Annotated in this window: 17 protein-coding genes and 1 tRNA gene; 8 read left to right on the top strand and 10 right to left on the bottom strand. The window is 63.1% G+C overall.

The features are described 5' to 3' along the window. Positions 1-4: 4 nt before the first annotated feature. On the bottom strand, positions 5-481 hold the full coding sequence (gene greA, locus FJ942_RS02640; RefSeq protein ID WP_140494772.1) for a transcription elongation factor GreA: 477 nt from the start codon (positions 479-481) through the stop codon (positions 5-7). 115 nt (positions 482-596) lie between these two features. Here greA and FJ942_RS02635 point away from each other — a divergent pair, with 115 nt between their 5' ends. Next, positions 597-1,973, top strand: a complete 1,377-nt coding sequence (locus FJ942_RS02635) for a TIGR03808 family TAT-translocated repetitive protein (RefSeq protein WP_140897173.1) — start codon at positions 597-599, stop codon at positions 1,971-1,973. Between the two features lie 11 nt (positions 1,974-1,984). On the opposite strand, the gene FJ942_RS02630 is transcribed toward FJ942_RS02635, so the two are convergent. After that, entirely contained in the window at positions 1,985-2,989 is a 1,005-nt protein-coding gene (locus tag FJ942_RS02630) for an asparaginase (RefSeq protein ID WP_140897172.1), read from the bottom strand. Between the two features lie 26 nt (positions 2,990-3,015). Then, entirely contained in the window at positions 3,016-4,182 is a 1,167-nt protein-coding gene (locus FJ942_RS02625) for an acetyl-CoA acetyltransferase (RefSeq protein ID WP_140520744.1), read from the bottom strand. A gap of 188 nt (positions 4,183-4,370) precedes the next feature. On the opposite strand from FJ942_RS02625, the gene betI reads away from it, so the two are divergent. The 5 genes from betI to betB are packed head-to-tail and all read left to right on the top strand — an operon-like array spanning position 4,371 to position 10,667. Beyond that, entirely contained in the window at positions 4,371-4,961 is a 591-nt protein-coding gene (betI, locus tag FJ942_RS02620) for a transcriptional regulator BetI (RefSeq protein ID WP_140897171.1), read from the top strand. Next, positions 4,958-6,487, top strand: coding sequence for a choline-sulfatase (gene betC, locus FJ942_RS02615; protein ID WP_140897170.1), 1,530 nt, complete (start codon positions 4,958-4,960; stop codon positions 6,485-6,487). Before betI ends, betC begins: the two co-directional genes overlap by 4 nt. Continuing rightward, positions 6,484-7,491, top strand: coding sequence for a threonine/serine dehydratase (locus FJ942_RS02610; protein ID WP_140520747.1), 1,008 nt, complete (start codon positions 6,484-6,486; stop codon positions 7,489-7,491). Before betC ends, FJ942_RS02610 begins: the two co-directional genes overlap by 4 nt. Positions 7,492-7,494: 3 nt before the next feature. Next, positions 7,495-9,147, top strand: a complete 1,653-nt coding sequence (gene betA / locus FJ942_RS02605) for a choline dehydrogenase (RefSeq protein ID WP_140567645.1) — start codon at positions 7,495-7,497, stop codon at positions 9,145-9,147. 56 nt (positions 9,148-9,203) lie between these two features. Next, positions 9,204-10,667, top strand: coding sequence for a betaine-aldehyde dehydrogenase (gene betB, locus FJ942_RS02600; RefSeq protein ID WP_140897169.1), 1,464 nt, complete (start codon positions 9,204-9,206; stop codon positions 10,665-10,667). A gap of 30 nt (positions 10,668-10,697) precedes the next feature. Here the strand turns inward: betB and FJ942_RS02595 are convergent, their stop codons facing one another. Together FJ942_RS02595 and FJ942_RS28400 are read right to left on the bottom strand one after the other, a co-directional pair. Further along, a complete protein-coding gene (locus tag FJ942_RS02595; protein WP_140494790.1) occupies positions 10,698-12,938 on the bottom strand; it encodes an AGE family epimerase/isomerase in 2,241 nt (746 codons plus the stop codon). A gap of 10 nt (positions 12,939-12,948) precedes the next feature. After that, entirely contained in the window at positions 12,949-13,110 is a 162-nt protein-coding gene (locus FJ942_RS28400; protein ID WP_181167741.1) for a hypothetical protein, read from the bottom strand. 199 nt (positions 13,111-13,309) lie between these two features. Here FJ942_RS28400 and FJ942_RS02590 point away from each other — a divergent pair. Then, positions 13,310-13,386: transfer RNA gene (locus FJ942_RS02590), tRNA-Pro, on the top strand. Between the two features lie 160 nt (positions 13,387-13,546). Here FJ942_RS02590 and FJ942_RS02585 read toward each other — a convergent pair. After that, positions 13,547-14,665, bottom strand: coding sequence for a glycosyltransferase family 9 protein (locus tag FJ942_RS02585; protein WP_140520751.1), 1,119 nt, complete (start codon positions 14,663-14,665; stop codon positions 13,547-13,549). Between the two features lie 304 nt (positions 14,666-14,969). On the opposite strand from FJ942_RS02585, the gene FJ942_RS02580 reads away from it, so the two are divergent. Next, positions 14,970-15,314 (top strand): hypothetical protein, encoded by a 345-nt coding sequence (locus FJ942_RS02580; protein WP_140555952.1) that lies wholly within the window; start codon positions 14,970-14,972, stop codon positions 15,312-15,314. Between the two features lie 27 nt (positions 15,315-15,341). Here FJ942_RS02580 and FJ942_RS02575 read toward each other — a convergent pair whose 3' ends face one another. The 4 genes from FJ942_RS02575 to FJ942_RS02560 all read right to left on the bottom strand — a co-directional run bounded on the left by FJ942_RS02575 (position 15,342) and on the right by FJ942_RS02560 (position 20,761). After that, positions 15,342-16,961, bottom strand: coding sequence for an ABC transporter ATP-binding protein (locus FJ942_RS02575; RefSeq protein ID WP_140520752.1), 1,620 nt, complete (start codon positions 16,959-16,961; stop codon positions 15,342-15,344). 1 nt (position 16,962) lies between these two features. Further along, entirely contained in the window at positions 16,963-18,081 is a 1,119-nt protein-coding gene (locus tag FJ942_RS02570) for an ABC transporter permease subunit (protein ID WP_140494797.1), read from the bottom strand. Next, positions 18,074-18,997, bottom strand: a complete 924-nt coding sequence (locus tag FJ942_RS02565) for an ABC transporter permease subunit (protein WP_140494801.1) — start codon at positions 18,995-18,997, stop codon at positions 18,074-18,076. Before FJ942_RS02565 ends, FJ942_RS02570 begins: the two co-directional genes overlap by 8 nt. 171 nt (positions 18,998-19,168) lie before the next feature. After that, positions 19,169-20,761, bottom strand: a complete 1,593-nt coding sequence (locus tag FJ942_RS02560; RefSeq protein WP_140897168.1) for a peptide ABC transporter substrate-binding protein — start codon at positions 20,759-20,761, stop codon at positions 19,169-19,171. Positions 20,762-20,939 lie beyond the last annotated feature (178 nt).

Genomic DNA, 20,939 nt, shown 5'->3' with positions numbered 1-20,939 from the left:
GGGTTCAGCCGCCCGCGCTCAGCTTGACGATTTCCCATTCCTTGCCATTGACGGTGGCGACATCGCCGACCTTCTTGCCAAACAAAGCAATCGCCATTGGCGATACATGGGAAATGCTGCCTTTCGATGGGTCAGCCTCGTCCTCGCCGACGATCTTCCAGTGCACCTTCTTGCCGTCGTCGGCTTCGAGCGTGGCGCCCATGCCGAAGCGGATGACGTCGCTCCCGGGCTCGGGCACCGAAAGCTCGGCACTTTCGCGCCGCGCGGTCCAATAGCGCAGGTCGCGAGATACCAGTGCGATGCGCTCGCGGTCTCCCCGCCGCTCGGCTTTGGCCAATATGTCGCGCAGATCGGCCAGATTCTCGTCGATCATTGCCAGGCCACGCTCCGTCACCAGGTTGCGGTGTTGACTGATCGGCCGTTCGCCGACGCCTGCGATGGCGTTTTCGCTGTCTTCCTCGCGGGTAAAGGCTCTGCTCATTCCTTGAACTTATGCCCGCCCTCACGACTTCACAAGTCATTGCCCTCGCCGGGGACGCAGGTGCCTGACTGGCACGAATCCTGCCACTAGACGGCAAAAGCCAGGACCTGTGCCGATGTTGAACAGACGCAAGCTGCTTGTCCGGACAGCCGGTTTTGCCGTGTTCGGGCTTTCGCTGGGCAAGGCAGCCGCCGCGAGATTGCCCGGCGTCGAGAAAGCCTCGATGCGCGGATCGATCAACGCCACCGAGCTTGGCGTGCAACCCGGCACCTTTGACGATCAGAGCAAGGCTTTCGCCAAGCTGCTGCGCGAGGCCAGCGATCGCGACATGCCGGTTTTCCTGCAGCCCGGCACCTATGTCGTGTCCAACCTGACGCTGCCCGGCCGGGTGCGCCTTACCGGCGTGCCTGGCGCAACGCGCATCGTCTATGGTGGCGACGGCCACCTGTTCATGGCCGAACAAGCCGATCACATCGAGCTCAGCGGCCTGGTCCTCGACGGCTCAAACCGCTCGATGGGCGACTACGCGCAAGGACTGCTCGATCTGCGCCGCGTGGCGCATCTCATCGTCGATAATTGCCAGATAACCGGCAGCGGCAAGAACGGGCTGGCGCTCGAGCACGCGGCGGGCCGGGTCGAGCGCACGGAAATATCCGGAGCGGCGGACGCCGGCATCTATTCGGTCGAGGCCGCAGGGCTGGCGATCACAGGCAACACCGTCTCCGACTGCGCCAATGGCGGCATCCTCGTGCACCGCTGGCAGGCGGCGGAGGACGGCACTATCGTCACCGGCAACCGGGTCGAACGCATCGCGGCGCGCGGCGGCGGCACTGGCCAGAACGGCAATGGCATCAATGCCTTCCGCGCCGCCAACGTGATCGTCTCCGGCAACATCGTTTCGGACTGCGCATTCTCCGCCATCCGCGCCAACAGCGCCAGCAATCTGCAAGTATCGAGCAACACTTGCATGCGTTCCGGCGAAACGGCGGTCTATTCCGAATTCTCGTTCGAGGGCGCCGTTATCAGCAACAACATCGTCGATGGTGCCGCCAACGGCATCTCGATCGTCAATTTCAACGAAGGCGGACGCATGGGTGTTTGCTCGGGCAACATCGTGCGCAACCTGTCGACATCAGGCCCCTACCCCGCCGACCCGCCGGGATTCGGCGTCGGCATCGGCGTCGAGGCCGACACCACAGTGTCCAACAACGTCATCGAGAACGCGCCGCTCTACGGCATATCGATCGGCTGGGGACCGTATCTGCGCAACGTCGTGGCCACCGGCAACATCATCCGCAAGGCTGGCACCGGCATCGTCGTCAGCGTGGTCGACGGTGCCGGAACCGCCATCATCTCCGACAATGTCATCGACGGCGCACGCAATGGCGCCATTGTAGGGCAGCGCTGGGCCGATCCGGCCACGGGCGATCTCGCCGCGTCAGCCGATACCGGCTTTCCGCATCTGACCGTCGAGCGCAATCATGTCAGTTGAGAGCGTCCGTCTCAGGCCAGTGCCGCCGTCGGCCTGAGCGCACCGACCTTGGCGCCTATCCGGCTTTCGATGGGTGCATTCGCCATTTCGAGCAGCTTCGCCGCCAAAACCTCGTCCGCGCGCAGCAGTCGGGCGATGATTACGGCCACCATGGATTCGGCGGCCCGGCCGGCACCATCATCGCATTTGAGTGCGATGCCGAGGCCAAGCTCGGGAAGCGCCGCGCAATGGACCCCTTCGGCGCCGCCCTTCGCAAATATTCGGCCGGGCGCCGCCTGCATCAGCGCGAGATCGGCGCGGCCTGTGCCGGCGACGAAGAACGGCTCGGCCATGCAAGCCGACAACAATCGCTTTGCCGCCTTGGCGCGCCCAGGCGCGAAGCCGGTGCCGGTCACCATGCGGGCAAAGCCAAGCGCGAAACTCCTGAGCGGCACCGCGTAGGTCGGGATCGAACAGCCGTCGGTCGCGCGCTCGTCGGCGCCGTGGCGAGCTCCTGTCACCGCCTGCATAGCGTCGCGCACCATCTCCTGCAAGGCGTGATCCGCCCTGACATAGCCTTGAGGCTCGACGCCTGAATGGACGCAGGTGCAAAGAAAGCCGGAATGCTTACCGGAGCAATTGTTGTGCAAAGCGTTCGGGGAACCGCCGGCGCGGGCGAGTGCGATCGTCGCCTCATGGCTCGACGGCCAATGCGCGCCGCATTCAAGCGCCGACCCGTCCAGCCCGGCCCTGGCGAGCATCGACCGCGCCAGTTCGACGTGGGCCGGTTCGCCCGAATGAGAGGCGCAGGCCAGCGCCAGTTCGCAGTTGCCGAAGCCGTAGGCATCGGCAGCACCGCTTTCGACTAGAGGCAGCGCCTGGATCGCCTTGACCGCGGAGCGCGGAAACACCGGCCTCGATGTGTCGCCGATCTCGAGAACCGGCCTGCCATCGGCGTCGAAAACCGCGACCGCGCATCGGTGCGCGCTCTCGACGATGGCGCCACGCAGAACTTCGATCAGAACCGGATTTGTCATGTTGCCCCCGCGGATGCGGGTCGCTTTTACCGAATCCGATCGAGAATGGAAACGTAGTTGGCGACCGCCGCGCCGCCCATGTTGAAGATGCCGCCAAGCTTGGCGTTGGGCACCTGGATGCCGCCGGCCTCACCGACGAGCTGCATGGCGCTCAGCACATGCATCGACACGCCGGTGGCGCCGATCGGATGACCCTTCGCCTTCAGGCCGCCGGACGGGTTGACCGGCAGCCGTCCGTCCTTTGCGGTCGTGCCGTCCAGCGCCAGCCTCGCGCCCTCCCCGGGTTTCGCCAGGCCCATGGCTTCATATTCGATCAATTCGGCGATGGTGAAGCAGTCATGCGTCTCGACGAAGGAGAGATCATCAAGCGTCACGCCGGCATTCCTGAGCGCCCGGCTCCAGGCCTGCTCGCAGCCTTCGAAGGTCAGGATGTCGCGCTTCGACATCGGCAGGAAATCCTGCACGTGCTCGTTGGCGCGGAAGGTGACGGCGCGGCGCATCTTCAGTGCCGTCGCTGTGTCGGTGAGGACGAGAGCGGCGGCACCGTCGGAGACAAGCGAGCAGTCGGTGCGCTTCAGCGGGCCAGCGACGAAGGGGTTCTTCTCGCTCTCCTGGCGGCAGAATTCGTAGCCGAAATCCTTGCGCATCTGCGCATAGGGATTGTCGACGCCGTTCTTGTGGTTCTTGGCGGCGATCATGGCAAGCGCATCCGACTGGTCGCCATAGCGCTGGAAATAGGCTTGCGCGATCTTGCCGAAGACGCCGGCAAAGCCCGCCGGCGTGTCGCCATCCTCGGGCAAATAGGAGGCTTTCAGCAGGTTCCTGCCGATCTCGGGGCCGGGCGTCGTGGTCATCTGCTCGGCGCCGACCACCAGCACGATGCGGGCGGCATTGGCATCGATGGCGCGGATGCCTTGCCGGACAGCGGCCGAACCGGTGGCGCAGGCGTTCTCGACGCGCGTCGCCGGCTTGAAGCGCAGCCGGTCGTCGGCCTGGAGGACAAGGCTGGCGGTGAAATCCTGTGCGGAAAAGCCGGCGTTGAAATGTCCGAGCACAATCTCGTCGACGTCGTCCGGGCCAATGCCGGCATGGTCGAGCGCCTCGGTTGCCACTTTGACGATCAGGCTCTCCAATGTTTCGCCTTCAAGCTTGCCGAAGCGCGAATGCGCCCAGCCAACGATGCATGCGGTCATGGCAACCTCCATTTGCCGCGGATCCTAACACGTCATATCGCGGCCTGAGCACTCAATATTGTTCAATAATGAACCGTTTTCCAGTCCGCGGGATGAGCCAGAGCCGACAATCGGTTGTTGTTTGGGCTGAATTTTTGTTGATTGACCCGTCAATAAAAAATAATCTTCACCGAAACAATGGGAACAGCATGCCGAAAGTCGGAATGGAGCCACTGCGCCGTAAAGCGCTCATCGACGCGACGATCTCGGCGATCGGCGAGCGCGGCTCGCTTGACGTGACGATGTCGGAGATCGCCGGGCGCGCCGGCGTGTCGTCGGCGCTGGCCCATCACTATTTCGGCGCCAAGGATGAGCTGCTGTTCGCGACGATGCGGCATATCCTGGCCGAACTGACCACAGACATGCGGCGCGCGCTTCAATCCGCCGGTTCCCCACGCGAGCGCGTCTCGGCGGTCGTGGCCGTCAATTTCTCCGACATCCAGTTCCGAGCCGAAACGATCGCCGCCTGGCTCGCCTTCTATGTCGAGGCGCAGAAATCGGCTGCGCTGCGCCGGCTGCTCAGGATTTATGCGCGGCGGCTGCATTCGAACCTGATGAGCGGGCTGGCCGGCATCCTGTCCCGAGCCGAGGCCGACCGCGTCGCCGAAGCGACGGCGGCGATGATCGACGGGCTCTACATCCGGCGCGCGCTCAAGGACGGCGTGCCCGATGCCGCGACCGCGATCGCATTGGTCGAAGACTATCTCGAAACGAAACTCAGCGGACGGCAGACGCAGTGACACGCAAGCACCCTAACTTCCTGATCGTCATGGTCGATCAGCTCAACGGAACTTTCTTTCCGGACGGGCCGGCTGACTTCCTGCACGCGCCGCATCTGAAGGCGTTGGCCGCCCGCTCAGCGCGCTTCCGCAACAATTACACCGGCTCGCCGCTCTGTGCGCCGGGCCGTGCCTCGTTCATGAGCGGCCAGTTGCCGTCGCGCACCGGAGTCTATGACAATGCCGCCGAGTTCGCCTCGTCGATCCCGACCTTCGCTCATCATCTGCGCGCCGCCGGCTACCATACTTGCCTGTCGGGCAAGATGCACTTCGTCGGGCCGGACCAGTTGCACGGCTTCGAGGAACGGCTGACCACGGACATCTACCCCGCCGATTTCGGTTGGACGCCGGATTATCGTAAGCCCGGCGAGCGCATCGACTGGTGGTATCACAATCTGGGTTCGGTGACCGGGGCCGGCATTGCGGAAACCACCAACCAGATGGAATATGACGACGAGGTCGTGTTCCTCGCCACGCAGAAGCTCTACCAGCTTTCGCGGGAGCAGGATGATGAGGAGCGCCGGCCCTGGTGCCTGACCGTTTCGCTGTCACATCCGCACGACCCCTATGTCGCGCGCAAGCAGTACTGGGATCTCTACGAAAATTGCCAAGCGCTCGACCCGGAAACCAATTTCATTGCGTATGACGAACAGGATACGCATTCGCAGCGGCTGTATGTCGCCAGCGATTATCCGTCGTTCCAGATCACCCCTGAGCAGGTGCGCCGTTCGCGGCGTGGCTATTTCGCCAATATTTCCTATGTCGACGACAAGCTCGGCGAGCTCCTAGACGTCCTCAAGCGGACGCGCATGCTTGACGACACCACCATCCTGTTCTGCTCCGACCATGGCGACATGCTCGGCGAGCGCGGCCTGTGGTTCAAGATGAGCTTCTTCGAGGGCTCGGCGCGGGTGCCGCTGATGATTGCCGGCAGGGGCGTTGCGGCCGGGCTGATCGAAGCGCCGGTTTCCAATCTCGACGTGACGCCGACGCTTTGCGAACTCGCTGGCATCGACATCGATGCCGTCTCGCCATGGACCGATGGCCAATCGCTGCTGCCTCTGATCGACGGTGAGCGGCGCAGCGCGCCTGTGCTGATGGAATATGCGGCTGAGGGTTCATACGCGCCTCTGGTGGCTATCCGCGAGGGCCGATACAAGTTCGTCCATTGCGAGCTCGATGCGCCGCAACTGTTCGATCTCCAATCCGATCCGCTGGAGCGGGAAAACCTCGCGGCCGATCCGGCCAACGAACCGCTGGTCGCGGCGTTCATGGACAAGGTGCGGGCGCGCTGGAACATGGCCGCCTTCGACGCTGCGGTGCGCGAAAGCCAGGCGCGCCGCTGGGTCGTCTATCGGGCGCTGCGCAACGGCGCCTACTACCCTTGGGATTTCCAGCCGCTGCAGAAAGCGTCCGAGCGCTACATGCGCAACCACATGAACCTCGACAATCTCGAAGAGAGCAAGCGGTATCCGCGAGGCGAATGATGACTACGCTTGTCCCCTCACTCGACCACCTGAAGCAAGCCTATGCGGTCACCGCCAAGGCGACGCAGATCACGCCGCTGCTGGAATCGGCGGCGCTCGCCAGGGAAACCGGCGCCGCTCGCGTCTTCGTCAAGGCGGAATCGCTGCAATGGGCGGGATCGTTCAAGGTTCGGGGCGCCTATTGGCGGCTGAAGCGGCTGTCGCCCGACGAAGCCAAGAAGGGCGTCGTCGCTTATTCTTCCGGCAATTTTGCGCAAGGACTGGCGGCTGCGGGCCAGGCGCTCGGCATCCCCGTTACCATCGTCATGCCGATCGACGCGCCGGCCGCCAAGCGCGACGCCACAGCAGGCTACGGCGCGCGCGTGGTGCTTACCGATCACGGCGAGCGCGCGCGTGAGGAAGTCGCCGCCGCCAAGGCGCGCGAGATCGCCGAGACCGAAGGGCTGACATTGCTGCATCCCTTCGACGATCCGGAAATCGTCGCCGGCCAGGCAGGTGCCGGGCTGGAGGCGCTGGAGCAGCTTTCTGCCAAGGGCGCGAAGGCGGACGTGCTGTTCTGCTCGGTCGGCGGCGGCGGCCTGATCGGCGGCGTTTCGCTCGCTTTCCACTACCTGTCGCCGGCCACAGAAATCATCGGCGTCGAGCCCGAAGGTTTCAACGGCATGGGCGCCTCGCTGGCGCATGGCAGCATCGAGACCATGCCGCTCGCCCCGAATTCGATCTGTGACGGGCTGATGTCGCGGCGGCCCGGCGACGCGCCGTTCGCGGCGGTCAGAACCGCCGGCGTTCGCGGCATCACTGTCGACGACGCCTTGGTGCGGCGGGCAATGAAAATCGCCTTCGAGCGGATGAAGCTGGTGCTTGAGCCGTCCGGAGCTGCCTCGCTGGCGGCACTGCTCGGCGGCAAGGTGGATGTGGCCGGCAAGACCGTCCTTGTGGTGGCTACCGGCGGCAATGTCTCGCTCGCCGATTTCATCACGCATATGAACGATGGGCGCATATGAACAATGCTTGAAGCGGATTTCGTCATCATCGGCTCCGGCTCCGCCGGCTCGGCCATGGCCTATCGCCTGTCGGAGGATGGCAAGCACTCGGTCATCGTTATCGAATTCGGCGGCTCCGATATCGGGCCGCTGATCCAGATGCCATCGGCGCTGTCGATCCCGCTCAATATGAGCCTCTACGACTGGGGTTTTGCCAGCGAGCCCGAGCCGCATCTCGGCGGCCGCGTGCTGGCGACGCCGCGCGGCAAGGTGATCGGAGGCTCGTCCTCGATCAACGGCATGGTCTATGTGCGCGGCCACGCCCGCGACTTCGACCACTGGGCCGAACAGGGAGCCGCCGGCTGGGGTTTCGCCGACGTGCTTCCCTATTTCAAGCGCATGGAAGATGCGGAGGGCGGCGAGGACGGCTGGCGGGGCCGTGGTGGGCCGCTGCACGTGCGGCGCGGCACGCGGAAAAATCCGCTCTATGGCGCCTTCGTCGAAGCGGGCCGCCAGGCCGGCTTCGAACTGACCGACGACTATAACGGCTCCAGGCAAGAGGGGTTCGGCCCGATGGAGCAGACCATTTTCGGCGGCCGCCGCTGGTCGGCGGCATCAGCCTATCTGAGGCCGGCGCTCAGGCGCAAAAACGTAAGCCTGGTCAAGGGCTTTGCGCGACGGGTGATCATCGAGAATCAACGCGCCATCGGGGTCGAAATCGAAGCTCGCAAACAGATTCAAGTCGTTAAGGCGCGACGTGAGGTGATCGTCGCGGCATCGTCGATCAACTCGCCGAAAATCCTGATGCTGTCGGGCATCGGGCCTGCGGAACATCTCAGGGAAAACGGCATCGCGGTGGTGGCCGATAGACCCGGCGTCGGCCGCAACCTGCAGGACCATCTGGAACTTTATATCCAGCAGGAATCGACAAAGCCGATCACGCTGAATTCGGTGCTCAACCCGTTTTCCAAGGCGATGATCGGGGCGCAGTGGCTGTTCTTCAAGACCGGCCTTGGCGCCACCAATCATTTCGAGGCGGCGGCCTTCGTGCGCTCGCGCGCCGGGGTCGACTATCCTGATATCCAGTACCACTTCATCCCGGCGGCGGTGCGCTATGACGGCAAGGCGGCGGCGAAGTCGCATGGTTTTCAGGCGCATGTCGGGCCAATGCGCTCGAAGTCGCGCGGCTCGGTGACGCTGCGCTCGCCGGATCCGAATTCGAAACCGGTGATCCACTTCAACTACATGTCGCATCCCGACGACTGGAGCGAGTTCCGCCACTGCATCAGGCTGACGCGCGAGATTTTCGGCCAGAAGGCCTTCGACGGCTTCCGCGGCCAGGAAATTTCGCCCGGCAGCCACGTGCAATCGGACGACGACCTCGACATCTTCATCAGGGATCACGCCGAAAGCGCCTATCATCCCTGCGGCACCTGCCGGATGGGCCGCGCCGACGAGGTCACGAGCGTCGTCGATCCGGAATGCCGCGTGATCGGCGTCGAGGGCCTGCGGGTAGCCGATTCCTCTATCTTCCCGCGCGTCACCAACGGCAACCTCAACGCGCCGTCGATCATGACTGGCGAGAAGGCTTCCGACCACATTCTCGGCCGCACGCCGCTGGCGCCTTCCAACCAGGAACCATGGATCAATCCCCGCTGGCAGGCGTCCGACAGATAGAGCATGATCGTGCAACCGCACGATCGGCATGCCGCTAAGACGATTTGGAGAAGCCCATGCGCGCCCAGCCAACGGCATCGCACTATGTCAACGGACGCTACATAGACGACGAGCAAGGCGCGCCACTGCCGGTCATCTATCCGGCAACCGGCGAGACCATCGCCCTGCTGCGCTCGGCGACGCCGAACGTGCTGGAACTCGCCATCGAGGCTGCGCGTGCCGCGCAACCGGCTTGGGCGCGGCTGAAGCCGGTGGAGCGCGGCCGCATCCTGCGCCGCGCCGCCGACATCTTGCGCGCCCGCAACGCCGATCTTGCCCGCCTCGAGACGCTCGACACCGGTAAGGCGATTCAGGAAACGCTGGTGGCGGATGCGCCATCGGCCGCGGATTGCCTGGAATATTTCGGCGGCGCGGTTGCAGCTTACAATGGCGAGGCTGTCGATTTGGGCGGGGCCTTCGCCTACACGCGGCGCGAGGCGCTCGGCGTTTGCGTCGGCATAGGCGCCCGGAACTATCCAATCCAGATCGCCGGCTGGAAATCCGCGCCCGCGCTCGCCATGGGCAACGCCATGGTGTTCAAACCATCGGAAAACACGCCATTGTCGGCATTGGCCCTGGCCGAGATCTACAGCGAGGCAGGCCTGCCCGACGGGCTGTTCAACGTCGTGCAAGGCTATGGCGATGTCGGCGCCAGCCTAGTCAGCCACGATGTCGTGGCCAAGGTGTCGGTGACCGGCTCGGTGCCGACCGGCCGCAAGGTGCTGTCGCTCGCCGGCTCGAAGATGAAGCACGCGACGATGGAACTCGGCGGCAAGTCGCCGCTGATCGTCTTCGACGACGCCGATCTCGAGAATGCCGTCGGCGGCGCCATGCTCGGCAATTTCTATTCGACGGGGCAGATCTGCTCCAACGGCACGCGCGTCTTCGTCCAGAAGGGCATCCATGACCGCTTCGTCGACCGGCTCGTCGAGCGAACCAAGAAGATCCGCATCGGCGACCCACTCGATGCCGAAACCCAGATGGGCCCGCTGGTCAGCAAGGCACAGCAGGAGAAGGTCGTCTCCTACATCGCGGCGGGCAAGCAAGAAGGCGCCACGCTCGCCTGCGGCGGCAACGTGCCTTCGCTGCAAGGTTTTGAAGGCGGCTTCTTCGTCGAGCCGACGGTGTTCACCGGGGTGAGCGACAGCATGCGCATCGCGCGCGAAGAAATCTTTGGGCCTGTCATGAGCGTGCTGAAATTCGACGGCGAGGACGAGGTGGTCGAGCGCGCCAACGACACTGAGTTCGGTCTCGCGGCCGGCGTGTTCACGCGCGACCTGTCGCGCGCCCACCGCGTCATCGCCGAGCTGCGGGCCGGCACGTGCTGGATCAACACCTACAACCTGACCCCGGTCGAAATCCCCTTCGGCGGTGTCAAGCAATCCGGCATTGGGCGAGAAAATTCACTGGCCGCGCTGGCGCTCTATTCGCAGATGAAGGCGGTTTATGTCGAGACCGGGGATGTGGTCAGCCCTTATTGAGCAAAATGTCGTCGGGACAGCGCCTCTTTCTCAGCCGCCCTTCTCGGCAGTCCCATCCAGATACTGCGTGAGCGCGCACACGAGATGATAAAAAATGCTGGCCGGCACATCTGATGCCCGCGAGCGGCCGCGCTCGTCGACGCGGTCGATCCACAGACCCAGCGGCGCCGGGTCGATGTGCCAGCGGAACAGCCGGCCTACGCGTTCCTCGATCTCCGGCTTGAGATCGGGTCCGCCAGAACCGTCCAACGCAATCGCCGCCTTGACCGCTTCGGCCTGTGGCCAACTACGCGAGACCAGGTCCAGCGGCAGACCCTGCCGGGAGACGGCGCCATACGCAAGGCCTGTGGCGCGGTTGAGGCCATTGGCGATGGCCGAGGCATAGAGTTTCCTGGCGAAGCCACTCAGTTCGGCCTGGCCGCTAAGAGCGGCGAAATCGACAAGCAGCGCGGCCCATTCGAAATGATGGCCGGGCTCGGTCCAGGTACCCTTCTCGCCCGCCACGGGCCTCCAGCCGGCGTCGAAATATTCACCCAGCGTCCAGCTTTCGGGATCGAAGAAGTGGTTGCGGAACAGGTCGATGATGCGTGCCGCGCGGCGCAGATAAGCGCGCTCGCCTGTCGCCTCGTGCCAGGCGAGGAAGGCTTCCAAAAAATGCATGTGCGGATTGGAGCGCCGCTCGCCCTGCCCGTCCGAGGTTTCGAGAAAGCCGGTCATGCGGCTATCCTCGAGATGGGCATCGAGGAAGGCGAAGGTCTCTTCGCCGAGCCGCAGCGCATCCGGATGGCCCGACATGTGGGCATGCGCCAGCGCCAGAAGCACGCAGGAATGATCGTAGGCGTCCTCGACCGGGTCGGCGACCGAACCGTCGATGTCGAGGGTACGCACCCAGCCGCCCCTTGCCGTTCGGCCGCTTCCGGCCATGAAGTCGATGCCGTGGGCGATGAGCCGGTCGGCCGGGCCGTCCCAGCCGCGTTGCTTGGCGACCGCAAAGGCGTAGACCTGGCGGGCCTGCGTGCGCATGCGCTTGGGCTTCATCAGCGGCGTGGCGTCGAAGCCAAGAGCCTCGTGGAATCCGCCATAGCGTTCGTCGACGCCTGATGTCGACCACAGCGGAAGCGTCTCCTGAAACAGCCAGTGATGGACGCGGCGACGCCAAGCGCCGCTTTCGATGACCCGGTCGTGGGCAGGCGTGAAGCGGGTTTCCAACCGGCCGGATTTTTCGAGCTGCTCGACGATCTTCTTGACGTGCTGGCTATGGCTGACCGGGGCGACGAAGGTAGCGTCCGATGTCGAGACGATGGCGACATCTCTCATGCCGATGGCCGACAGCAGCCGGCCATCGCTGCGAATGTAGGAATTCTCGCAATCGATGGCGACGACGTCGCCGGCGATGACATTGCCTTGGCTATCGGCAGGCCCGACATCGAGCAGCGACTGCCAGGAGCCGAGATCGTTCCAGCGAAAGCTGGCCGGCACCATGGCGATGTCCTTTGCCCGCTCCATGATGGCATAGTCGATCGAGACCGAAGGAATGGCGCCGTAGAGGTCCAGCGGCATGTAGAAGCCGGAAAGGTCCGATGTCGCAGCCTTGTAGGCAGCTTCGGTCGCCTGCCAGATCTTCGGCTCGAAAGCTGCGAAAGCATCACGCATGGCGCCGGCGCGAAACAGGAAGATGCCGGTGTTCCAGTGGAAATTGCCGGCTTCGAGATAGGCCTGGGCGGTGGCAAGGTCCGGCTTTTCGACGAAGCGCGAGACATCGAACACGCCTGCTCTTTCGGCGGCGACTTCGATGTAGCCATAGCCGGTCTCCGGCTGTGTCGGCTTGAGGCCGAACACCACCAGCCGCCCGGCGCTGGCAGCGGCGGTGCCCGCCTCGACGCTCTGCCAGAATTGCCGCGCGGTCGAAATCTCGTGATCGGACGGCACCACCAGCACCAGTTCGTCACCGAATTCGGCGAGCGTGCGCAGGCTTGCCAGCGCCACCGCCGCGGCGGTGTTGCGGCCGGTAGGTTCGAACAGCGGCCCACCGCCGGCAAGGTTTATGCCGGCGAGATCGGCATGGACGCGCTCGGCATGGCGTTCGGAAGCGATCATGAAGATGGGCGTATCGCCGCTGGGCCGTGACGCCAGCCGGCGCAAGGTCTTTGCCAGCATCGAGCCGTCGCCCGAAAGGTCGTGGAACTGCTTGGGATTGTCCTCGCGCGACAGCGGCCAGAGCCGCGAGCCGACGCCGCCGCTCATGACGAAACTGACGATGCGCTGGCTCATGATGCCCTTGTCAAAAGATCTGGTTGTAGGCGCCGACTTCCGGACTACGGCGCAGCACCGCGTCGAACGTCTGCCGGCGCCGCTGCCACGATACCGGGCTCTCCACCACCACGACAAGCTCCGGCAATCCGAAACTGTTGGGCCGTGCTTCGCCAACGATCCTGAGGGTCAAGACTGGAAATCTCCGGGCGGCTGGAAACACAAATCGCGCAAACGTTTGCCGAGGAGTGCCCTACCACGGAAGCCTTTAAGCGGCGTTTATTCGAGGCGCTGAAACAGGCTCGCGAAGAAAGCTGGCGAAATGCGACAGAAGTGCTGCCATTGACGCTTGCAGGAACCAGATGCGGCGGCTATAAGCCCGCGTCTGGTCACGGAGTGTAGCGCAGCCTGGTAGCGCACCTCGTTCGGGACGAGGGGGTCGCAGGTTCAAATCCTGCCACTCCGACCAGAAAAACAAAGCGATACGCGTGTTTGTTGTTCCCGCTGCAGCGGCTCGATGTTTGATCGTCGCCTGCTCCAATTCATCGCTTTACGCAATTCCGGCTCCAATTCATCGCTTTACGCAATTCCGGACGGAAAAACCGCTGCGCAGTTTTCCTGGAATTGGTTTAGCTGACGCGTTCTATGAGTTCGATTGCCGCTTTGGTGACGTCGGCGGCGTCAAGCCGTTGAACGCAATAAACGCCCCCTGCATTGCCCACCTTGCAGAGGCCCGGCGCTATGCACTTGCATGGCATCGGAGGCTGCAGCGTACGGTTAGGAACGCCAAGAGGCCCCCAGATGTCAGGTTGGGTCAGACCGAACAGGCCAACGACGGGCGTTTTCATGGCCGCGGCCAGGTGCATGGGTCCGCTTTCGTTGCCCAGGAAGATCAGGGCCTCGCCCAGCAGGGGCAAAAGGGTGGTCAGGGGTGCCTGGCCAACGAGATTCACGATCGGCGATGTTGCCGCATCCAACACCTTGCCTGCGATACCTGCCTCGTCCGGGCCGCCAACGATGACCGCCCGGAGACCCTTTCGACGGTAAATCTCTCCCAGGACCGATGCGAAACGGTCAGGCTGCCAGCAACGGCCTGGGAAACTGGCGCCGGCATGGACGGCGACAAACGACTTCGTTTCCAATTCGTGTCGGGCAAGCAGCTGCTTTGCCTGACGCGAACCGGATTCGGTTGGCTTGAGGGACGGAATAGGATCGGTCACAGGAATGCCAAGGGCAAACAGCGGCGACAGGTACCGATGCAGATAATGCTCGCCGCCATGGCCGTATGTGGCGGCAAAGATGTTGGCGCTTTGGCGCTCCCAGAATTTCAGGGGCTGCTCCGATGGAACATAGCCTACGCGAAAAGGCGCCTTGACGAAGCGCATCACAAGCCGTGATGTCTTGGAGTCGGACAGATCGATGATAAGATCATAATCCGACTTCCTCAGATCGTGCAGGAGCCTGGTCATTCCGGACATGCGCTCGAAAGGGGAGCCGCGCATTTTGCCGCGATCGAGCGAAACCACGCTGTCGGCGATGCCTTGCTCCAGAACGAATTTCGCCAGCGCCGCCTGGCATAGCATGGTGATCGTCGCGTTCGGAAACTCTGCCCGCAGATGCCTGACCAGAACCGAAGTTAGAACAACATCCCCGATAAACTTCGTCTGATTTATGAGTATTGATTGTACGTTGCCAGCCTTCGGCAGCGCCTTTGCCGGCTCTTTTGAATTCTTGATCCAACTTTTCATGGAATGACTATTCCATTTCAGCCAAAAAGAATCCAAAATTTTCGACAAACGATCGATGTAGGCAATAGCCGCGCAATGACAAGCTCGTTCTGTCCGCTGATATAGGATATCGCCTCAGCCATCAACCAACCAGGAATATTTGTCAACGCAGATGGGGCTCGCAGGCTCTCTTTCAAGGGTTCCGCCGAGGTCGAACTCGTGTCCGTCGTGAATGTGAATGACCCCGGTTCGTTTCGGCGTACGCACGCATGCGGACATATCGGAGGGTGGCCATGGTCGCTTACGCTGGAGTAAGGTCGTGGACATGAAATTGCATTCGACCCCCAGCAGGCCGTTCATCCCCGTGCTCCTCCTCGCCCTTGTCGGAGGCTGCGCGTCGACCAGCGGATCGATCGATCCGGCGAATTACGACAAGATGACATGCGCCGAACTGAACAGCGCCATAGGCGAAGCCGCCAAAGGCATCTCGCAGACAGCCATCACGCGGGGCAAGGTCGCCAGCACCAGTGTTCCGAGATGGCTGCTGGGCGGCTCAAGCGTCAAGGCCGCCGTCGCCAATCGCGAAACGACCAGGATCGATCGGCTGAAGCAGCAGCAAGCGGCCATGGCCGCCGCCAGGGCGCGCAAATGCCCAGGGCTGGCGAGTTGAGCTGAGGCGCCGCCGCCCCGGCTCGCCTCACGCACTCAAGCGAAACCGCGTGACATCGATTGCGGCGCTCATCAGCGTCTGCGTGTAGCCGGCCTGCGGATTGCTGAAAATGTCTTCCGTCGGCCCTTCCTCGACGATCTTGCCCTGCTTCATGACGATGATGTAGTCGGCCATGGCGCGCACCACGGCCAGATCGTGGCTGATGAAGAGGTAAGACAGCTCATGGTCGGCCTGCAGCTTGCGCAGCAACTCCACGATCTGCTTCTGCACCGAGCGGTCGAGGGCGGAGGTCGGCTCGTCCAGCACCACCAGCTTGGGCTTGAGAATCATGGCCCGGGCGATTGCGATGCGCTGGCGCTGGCCGCCTGAGAATTCGTGCGGATAGCGATTGCGCGAATTGGGATCGAGGCCGACTTCACGCAGCGCCTCGACGGCGCGCTGGTCGCGCTGCTTGCCCGAGAGGTTCGGTTCATGCACCAGCAACCCTTCGGTAATGACCTGGCCGATGGTCATGCGCGGCGACAGCGAACCGAACGGATCCTGGAAGACCAGCTGCAATTGGCGCCGCAGCGGCCGCATCGTCTGGCGGTCGGCGGTCGAGATATCGCGGTCGCCGAAGCGGATCACGCCATCGCTCGGCAACAGCCGCAGCAAAGCGCGGCCAAGCGTCGATTTTCCAGAGCCTGATTCGCCGACGATGCCGATCGTCTGATTGCGCCTCAGCCTGATCGAGATATGGTCGACGGCGCGCAGCATCAGCGGTTCGCCGGCCAGAAAGCCGCCGCCGATGCGGAAGGTGACCTCGACGTTTCTGCCTTCGAGCAGGACGGGCGCATTGGCCGGCGGCGGCGCCTTGGTCCCGGTCGGCTCGGCCGCCAGCAGCATCTTGGTGTAGGCATGCTGAGGACTGGCGAAGATGGCTTGCGCGTCCCCCTCCTCCACCACCTCGCCGGAGCGCATGACATAGACCCGGTCGGCAAAGCGCCGCACGATGCCGAGATCGTGGGTGATGAAGACGATCGCCATGCCGAGCTTGCGCTGCAGCTCGGCAAGTAGCATGAGGATCTGCGCCTGGATGGTGACGTCGAGCGCCGTCGTTGGTTCGTCGGCAATCAGGATATCGGGATCGTTTGCCAAAGCCATGGCGATCATGACGCGCTGGCGCTGGCCACCCGACATTTCGTGCGGATAGGATTTCATGCGCCGTTCGGGATCGGGAATATGCACCAGCCTGAGCAGGTTGAGCGCCTCCTCGCGCGCTTGCGCCGCATTCAAGCCCCGGTGCCGGCGGATCGGTTCGATCAGCTGGTTGCCGATCGAATAGAGCGGATCGAGCGAGGTCATCGGCTCCTGGAAGATCATGCTGATCTTGCGGCCGCGGACCTTGTTCAGCTCGGATTTGCTTAGCGTCAGAAGATTACGGCCGCGATAATCGACGCTGCCGGTGGCTTCTCCATTGGAGGCCAGCAGGCTCATCGCCGCCATCATCGTCTGGCTTTTGCCTGAGCCGGATTCGCCGACCACGGCGACGGTTTCGCCCGCCTTGACGTGGATGTTGATGCCTTTCACCGCCTCGACCGCGCCGTCGAGGGTGCGGAAGCGCACGCGAAGATCTTTTACGCTGAGGATGGTCTCTGCTGCGTCCATCTTAGCGGTCCTTGGGGTCGAGCGCATCGCGCAGGCCGTCGCCGACGAAGTTCAGGGCGAACAAGGTGGAGACCAGGAAGAAGGCAGGGAACAGAAGCAGCCAGTTTGCAGTGCCGATGTTCTTGGCGCCGACCGAGATCAGCACGCCCCAGCTGGTCATCGGCTCCTGAATGCCGAGCCCGAGGAACGACAGAAAACTCTCCAGGATAATGACCTGCGGCACCAGCAGCGTCATGTAGATCACCACCGGCCCGAGCAGGTTGGGAATGACGTGGCGCAAAAGGATGCCGCGCTGGCCGACGCCCATGGCCTCTGCCGCCTGGACATATTCCTGGCGGCGGATGGACAGCGCCTGGCCGCGCACGATGCGGGCCATGTCGAGCCACAGCACGGCGCCGACCGCCAGGAACATCAGCACGAAGTTGCGGCCGAAGAACACCACAAGCATGATGACGAAGAAGATGAAGGGCAGCGAATAAAGCACGTCGACGATGCGCATCATCACCTCGTCTACCCTGCCTCCGGCAAAGCCGGCAGTGGCGCCGTAGAGCACGCCGATGGCCACGGCCACGACGCCGGCGAGCAGACCGATGGCCAGCGAGACACGCCCGGCCATCAGCGTCCGCGACAACAGATCACGGCCGGTGTTGTCGGTGCCGAAAAGAAAATATTGCTGCTTGACCGAGGCGCTCATCGTCGCTTCGAGGCCGTCAGGCGACTTGCTTTCGATCCTGGTGTCGTCGAAGGCGTCGGACCGGTCGAGATAGCGGATGTTGCGGTCGTCGATCGCCTTGCTGGAGGTGACGGTGACGAAGACGCGATTGCCGTCCTGGCGCCAGTCCTTGATGTCGACACGCATGCGCTTGATCGCCTCATTAAGCGCGGTCTCGATCATGTCCGCCTTCGGATAGGCCGACAGGCTCGGCGGCGTACGCACATAATCACCATAGATGGTGGTGTATTGGTGCGGCACGAACCAGGGCCCGAACACGCTGATCACGGCGATCAGGATCAGATAGTAGAGGCTGAACATGGCAGCGCGGTTGGCCTTGAGGCGCGCCCAGGCATCGCCCCACAGCGAACGGCCGACGACCGGTGCGGCGATCGCGATATCAGTCATAGCGCACCCTCGGATCGACGACGGCATACATGACGTCGACGATCAGGTTGAAGACGATGGTGAAGATGGCGATGACCACCACCGTCCCCATCACCAGCGTGTAGTCGCGGTTGAGCGCGGCATCGACGAAGTAGCGCCCGACGCCGGGAATGGAGAAGATCGTCTCGACGATGATCGAGCCGGTGAGCAGGGCGGCGGCAGCCGGACCGGTGAAGGAGACGATCGGCAGGACGGCGCCGCGCAGCGCGTGCTTGACCACCACCGACCAGTCGGACAGGCCGAGCGCGCGCGCCGTGCGGATGTGATGCGAGCGCAGCGATTCGATCATCGAGCCGCGCATCAGGCGGGCGACGATGGCGATCTGCGGCAGGGCAAGCGTCAGCACGGGACCGATCTTGTTGATAAGCGCGCCATCGCCCCAGCCGCCGATCGGCAACAGCTTCCAGGTCAATCCGAACACGAGCTGGATAATCGGCGCGATGACGAAGGTCGGGATGGTGCTGCCCGCGGTTGCCAGCGCAATCACCGTGTAGTCGCCAAGTTTGTTCTGGTTGAGCGCCGCAATGGTACCGAGCACGCTGCCGAGCAGCAGCGCCAAGATCAGCGCGGAGGCGCCGAGCTGAATGGAAATAGGCAAGCCCTTCGCGAAAAGCTCGGTGACGGTAAAGTCCGGCATATTGTAGCTCGGGCCAAAATTGCCGCGCAGGAGATTGCCGAGATAGTGGACATATTGCAGCCAGAGCGGGTCGGCGAGCCCGAACTGGGCTTCAAGATTGGCCCTGATCTCGGGGCTCAGGCCCCGCTCCTGGTTGAACGGGCCGCCCGGTGCGACGCGCATCAGGAAGAACGCCAAGGTCACGATGACGAATAGCGTTGGAATGGCGGTCAGAAGCCGCCTGAAAATGTAGCGTAGCATCGGCGGTGCCCTGCTTCGGCCAGGGTGACGGGCATCCAACCGGACGCCCGCAGCGCTCTGGCACCTCTCATCTTCGCACCATGGCCTGCGAAAATCGATTTCGACTTTCGGGCCCCATGCGACGACAGATCGAACCGCCGTCCTGAACGGGCGGCGGTTCGATCAAGGTTTTCAATCCTTGGAGATGAAGCGGGACGGATGCACGTCCATGACGTTGTCGACGAAGCCGTGCAGCTTCGGGGAAACGATATCGTGGTAGCTATAGTAGAGAAGCGGGATCTGGCCGACGTCGTCGACGAGGACACGTTCGGCGGCGGCGAGTTCCTTCATGCGCTCTTCCGGCTTGCCGCCGGCGGCGGCCGCCTTGTCCATGGCAGCCTCATATTGCGGGCTGTCATAGACCGAATAGTTGTTGCCGCTGGCCTTGCGCGAGATGCCCAGGAAGGTTTCGGGATCCTTGTAGTCGGCAATCCAGGCGGCGCGCGCAACGTCATAGTCACCCCTCTGCTCGAGGAAGGAGTAGTGGGTCTTGGTGTCGGTGTTGAGCAGCGTGACGTCGACGCCGAGCGGCTTCAGCTGTTCCTGGATGGCGACCGCGGTATTCTTGTGGTTCTCCGAGGTGTTGTATCGGATCTCCATCTTCAGCGGATGCTCCGGCGTGTAACCGAGTTTCTCGAGTATCTTCTTGGCTGCGTCCTCGCGGTCGATCTGCGACATGTCGGCATATTTGGCCATCGCCGGCGTGTAGCCCTCGATGCCCGGAGGGACCATCGAATAGCCTGGCAGCATTGAATTCTGCCAGACCTTTTCGGCAATGAAATCGCGGTCGATGGCCATCGAGATGGCATTGCGCAGCTCGACATTGTCCCAGGGCTTCTTGTCGGTCTTGATCGCGTAGTAATAGGTGCCGAGATACGGCCCCACCTTGATCTGATCACCGAACTTGGCCTTGAGGTCGGCGAGCTGCTCGGTCGGTAGATCGTCGTAGCTGTCGAGTTCGCCGGCCTCGAAGCGCTTCATCGCCGAGGAGCGATCCTCTGTCGGGATGTAGTTGACGACGTCGATCTTGACGCTTCCGGCATCCCAGAATTTCGGATTCTTGACCAGTTTCATATGATCGTTGGGAACCCACTCGGCCAACGTATAGGGGCCGTTGGAAACGAGATTGCCGGGCTTGATCCAGTCGGCGCCGAGCTTGTCCATGGACGCCTTGTTGACCGGATAGGTCGCCTGGTGGGTCAGCATTTCGAGGAAATAGGGCGTCGGCGCCTTCAGCGTCACTTCAAGGGTGGTCGCGTCGATGGCCTTGACGCCCATGTCCTCGGGCTTGCCCTTCTTGGTGTTGACTTCCTCGGCGTTCTTGACGGGATAGAGCATCGAGGCATATTCGGCGGCCGTCGCCGGGTCTTCGAGGCGGCGGAAAGCGAAGACGAAGTCTTCGGCCGTCACCGGGCTGCCGTCGGACCACTGGCCGTCCTTCCTGAGCTTGAAGGTGTAAACGGTGCCGTCATCCGACACCGTCCAGCTCTCGGCGGCGCCGGGGATGACGTTGGCCTTCTGGTCCTGCATCACCAGCCCTTGGAACAGGTCGCGCAAGACGTTGGCTTCATAGACCGTCGAGGTCTTATGCGGATCAACCGACTCGGATTCGGCAGCAGTGCCTCTGTTGTAGACGACCTCGGCAAAGGCCGGCGTGTAGAATGTTCCGGCGGCCAGCGCCATGGTTGTGGCGAATGCCGTCGCCTTCAGCATGTTTTTCAGCATGAAGTTTCTCCCTGTCGGCGCTGCCAACGGCGCGCCTTTGCGTGTTGACGCCCCGGGACCGATGTCTGGCCCCTTTGAGCGCGCCGCCGGTTCCCTCCGTCGGCTGGTGGCAGGAGACTAGACAGGCGGCAAGCTCTTTTCAACCGAGTACTGATTGACCCTAAGTCAATAGCCAGGA

Source organism: Mesorhizobium sp. B2-4-2, assembly GCF_006442845.1.
Lineage (GTDB): Bacteria > Pseudomonadota > Alphaproteobacteria > Rhizobiales > Rhizobiaceae > Mesorhizobium.
The sequence above is the reverse complement of the archived record's forward strand: the minus strand, read 5'-3'. Positions and strand labels throughout refer to the sequence as shown.

Excerpts from the sequence above, each read along its gene's own strand:
- FJ942_RS02630 (WP_140897172.1), bottom strand. The coding sequence starts at position 2,989 with ATGACAAATCCGGTTCTGATCGAAGTTCTGCGTGGCGCCATCGTCGAG.
- FJ942_RS02610 (WP_140520747.1), top strand. The coding sequence starts at position 6,484 with ATGATGACTACGCTTGTCCCCTCACTCGACCACCTGAAGCAAGCCTAT.
- FJ942_RS02570 (WP_140494797.1), bottom strand. The coding sequence starts at position 18,081 with ATGACTGATATCGCGATCGCCGCACCGGTCGTCGGCCGTTCGCTGTGG.
- betB (WP_140897169.1), top strand. The coding sequence starts at position 9,204 with ATGCGCGCCCAGCCAACGGCATCGCACTATGTCAACGGACGCTACATA.
- FJ942_RS02595 (WP_140494790.1), bottom strand. The coding sequence starts at position 12,938 with ATGAGCCAGCGCATCGTCAGTTTCGTCATGAGCGGCGGCGTCGGCTCG.
- FJ942_RS02635 (WP_140897173.1), top strand. The coding sequence starts at position 597 with ATGTTGAACAGACGCAAGCTGCTTGTCCGGACAGCCGGTTTTGCCGTG.
- FJ942_RS02560 (WP_140897168.1), bottom strand. The coding sequence starts at position 20,761 with ATGCTGAAAAACATGCTGAAGGCGACGGCATTCGCCACAACCATGGCG.
- betI (WP_140897171.1), top strand. The coding sequence starts at position 4,371 with ATGCCGAAAGTCGGAATGGAGCCACTGCGCCGTAAAGCGCTCATCGAC.
- FJ942_RS02575 (WP_140520752.1), bottom strand. The coding sequence starts at position 16,961 with ATGGACGCAGCAGAGACCATCCTCAGCGTAAAAGATCTTCGCGTGCGC.
- FJ942_RS02580 (WP_140555952.1), top strand. The coding sequence starts at position 14,970 with ATGAAATTGCATTCGACCCCCAGCAGGCCGTTCATCCCCGTGCTCCTC.
- FJ942_RS02625 (WP_140520744.1), bottom strand. The coding sequence starts at position 4,182 with ATGACCGCATGCATCGTTGGCTGGGCGCATTCGCGCTTCGGCAAGCTT.
- FJ942_RS02565 (WP_140494801.1), bottom strand. The coding sequence starts at position 18,997 with ATGCTACGCTACATTTTCAGGCGGCTTCTGACCGCCATTCCAACGCTA.
- betA (WP_140567645.1), top strand. The coding sequence starts at position 7,495 with ATGCTTGAAGCGGATTTCGTCATCATCGGCTCCGGCTCCGCCGGCTCG.
- greA (WP_140494772.1), bottom strand. The coding sequence starts at position 481 with ATGAGCAGAGCCTTTACCCGCGAGGAAGACAGCGAAAACGCCATCGCA.
- FJ942_RS02585 (WP_140520751.1), bottom strand. The coding sequence starts at position 14,665 with ATGAAAAGTTGGATCAAGAATTCAAAAGAGCCGGCAAAGGCGCTGCCG.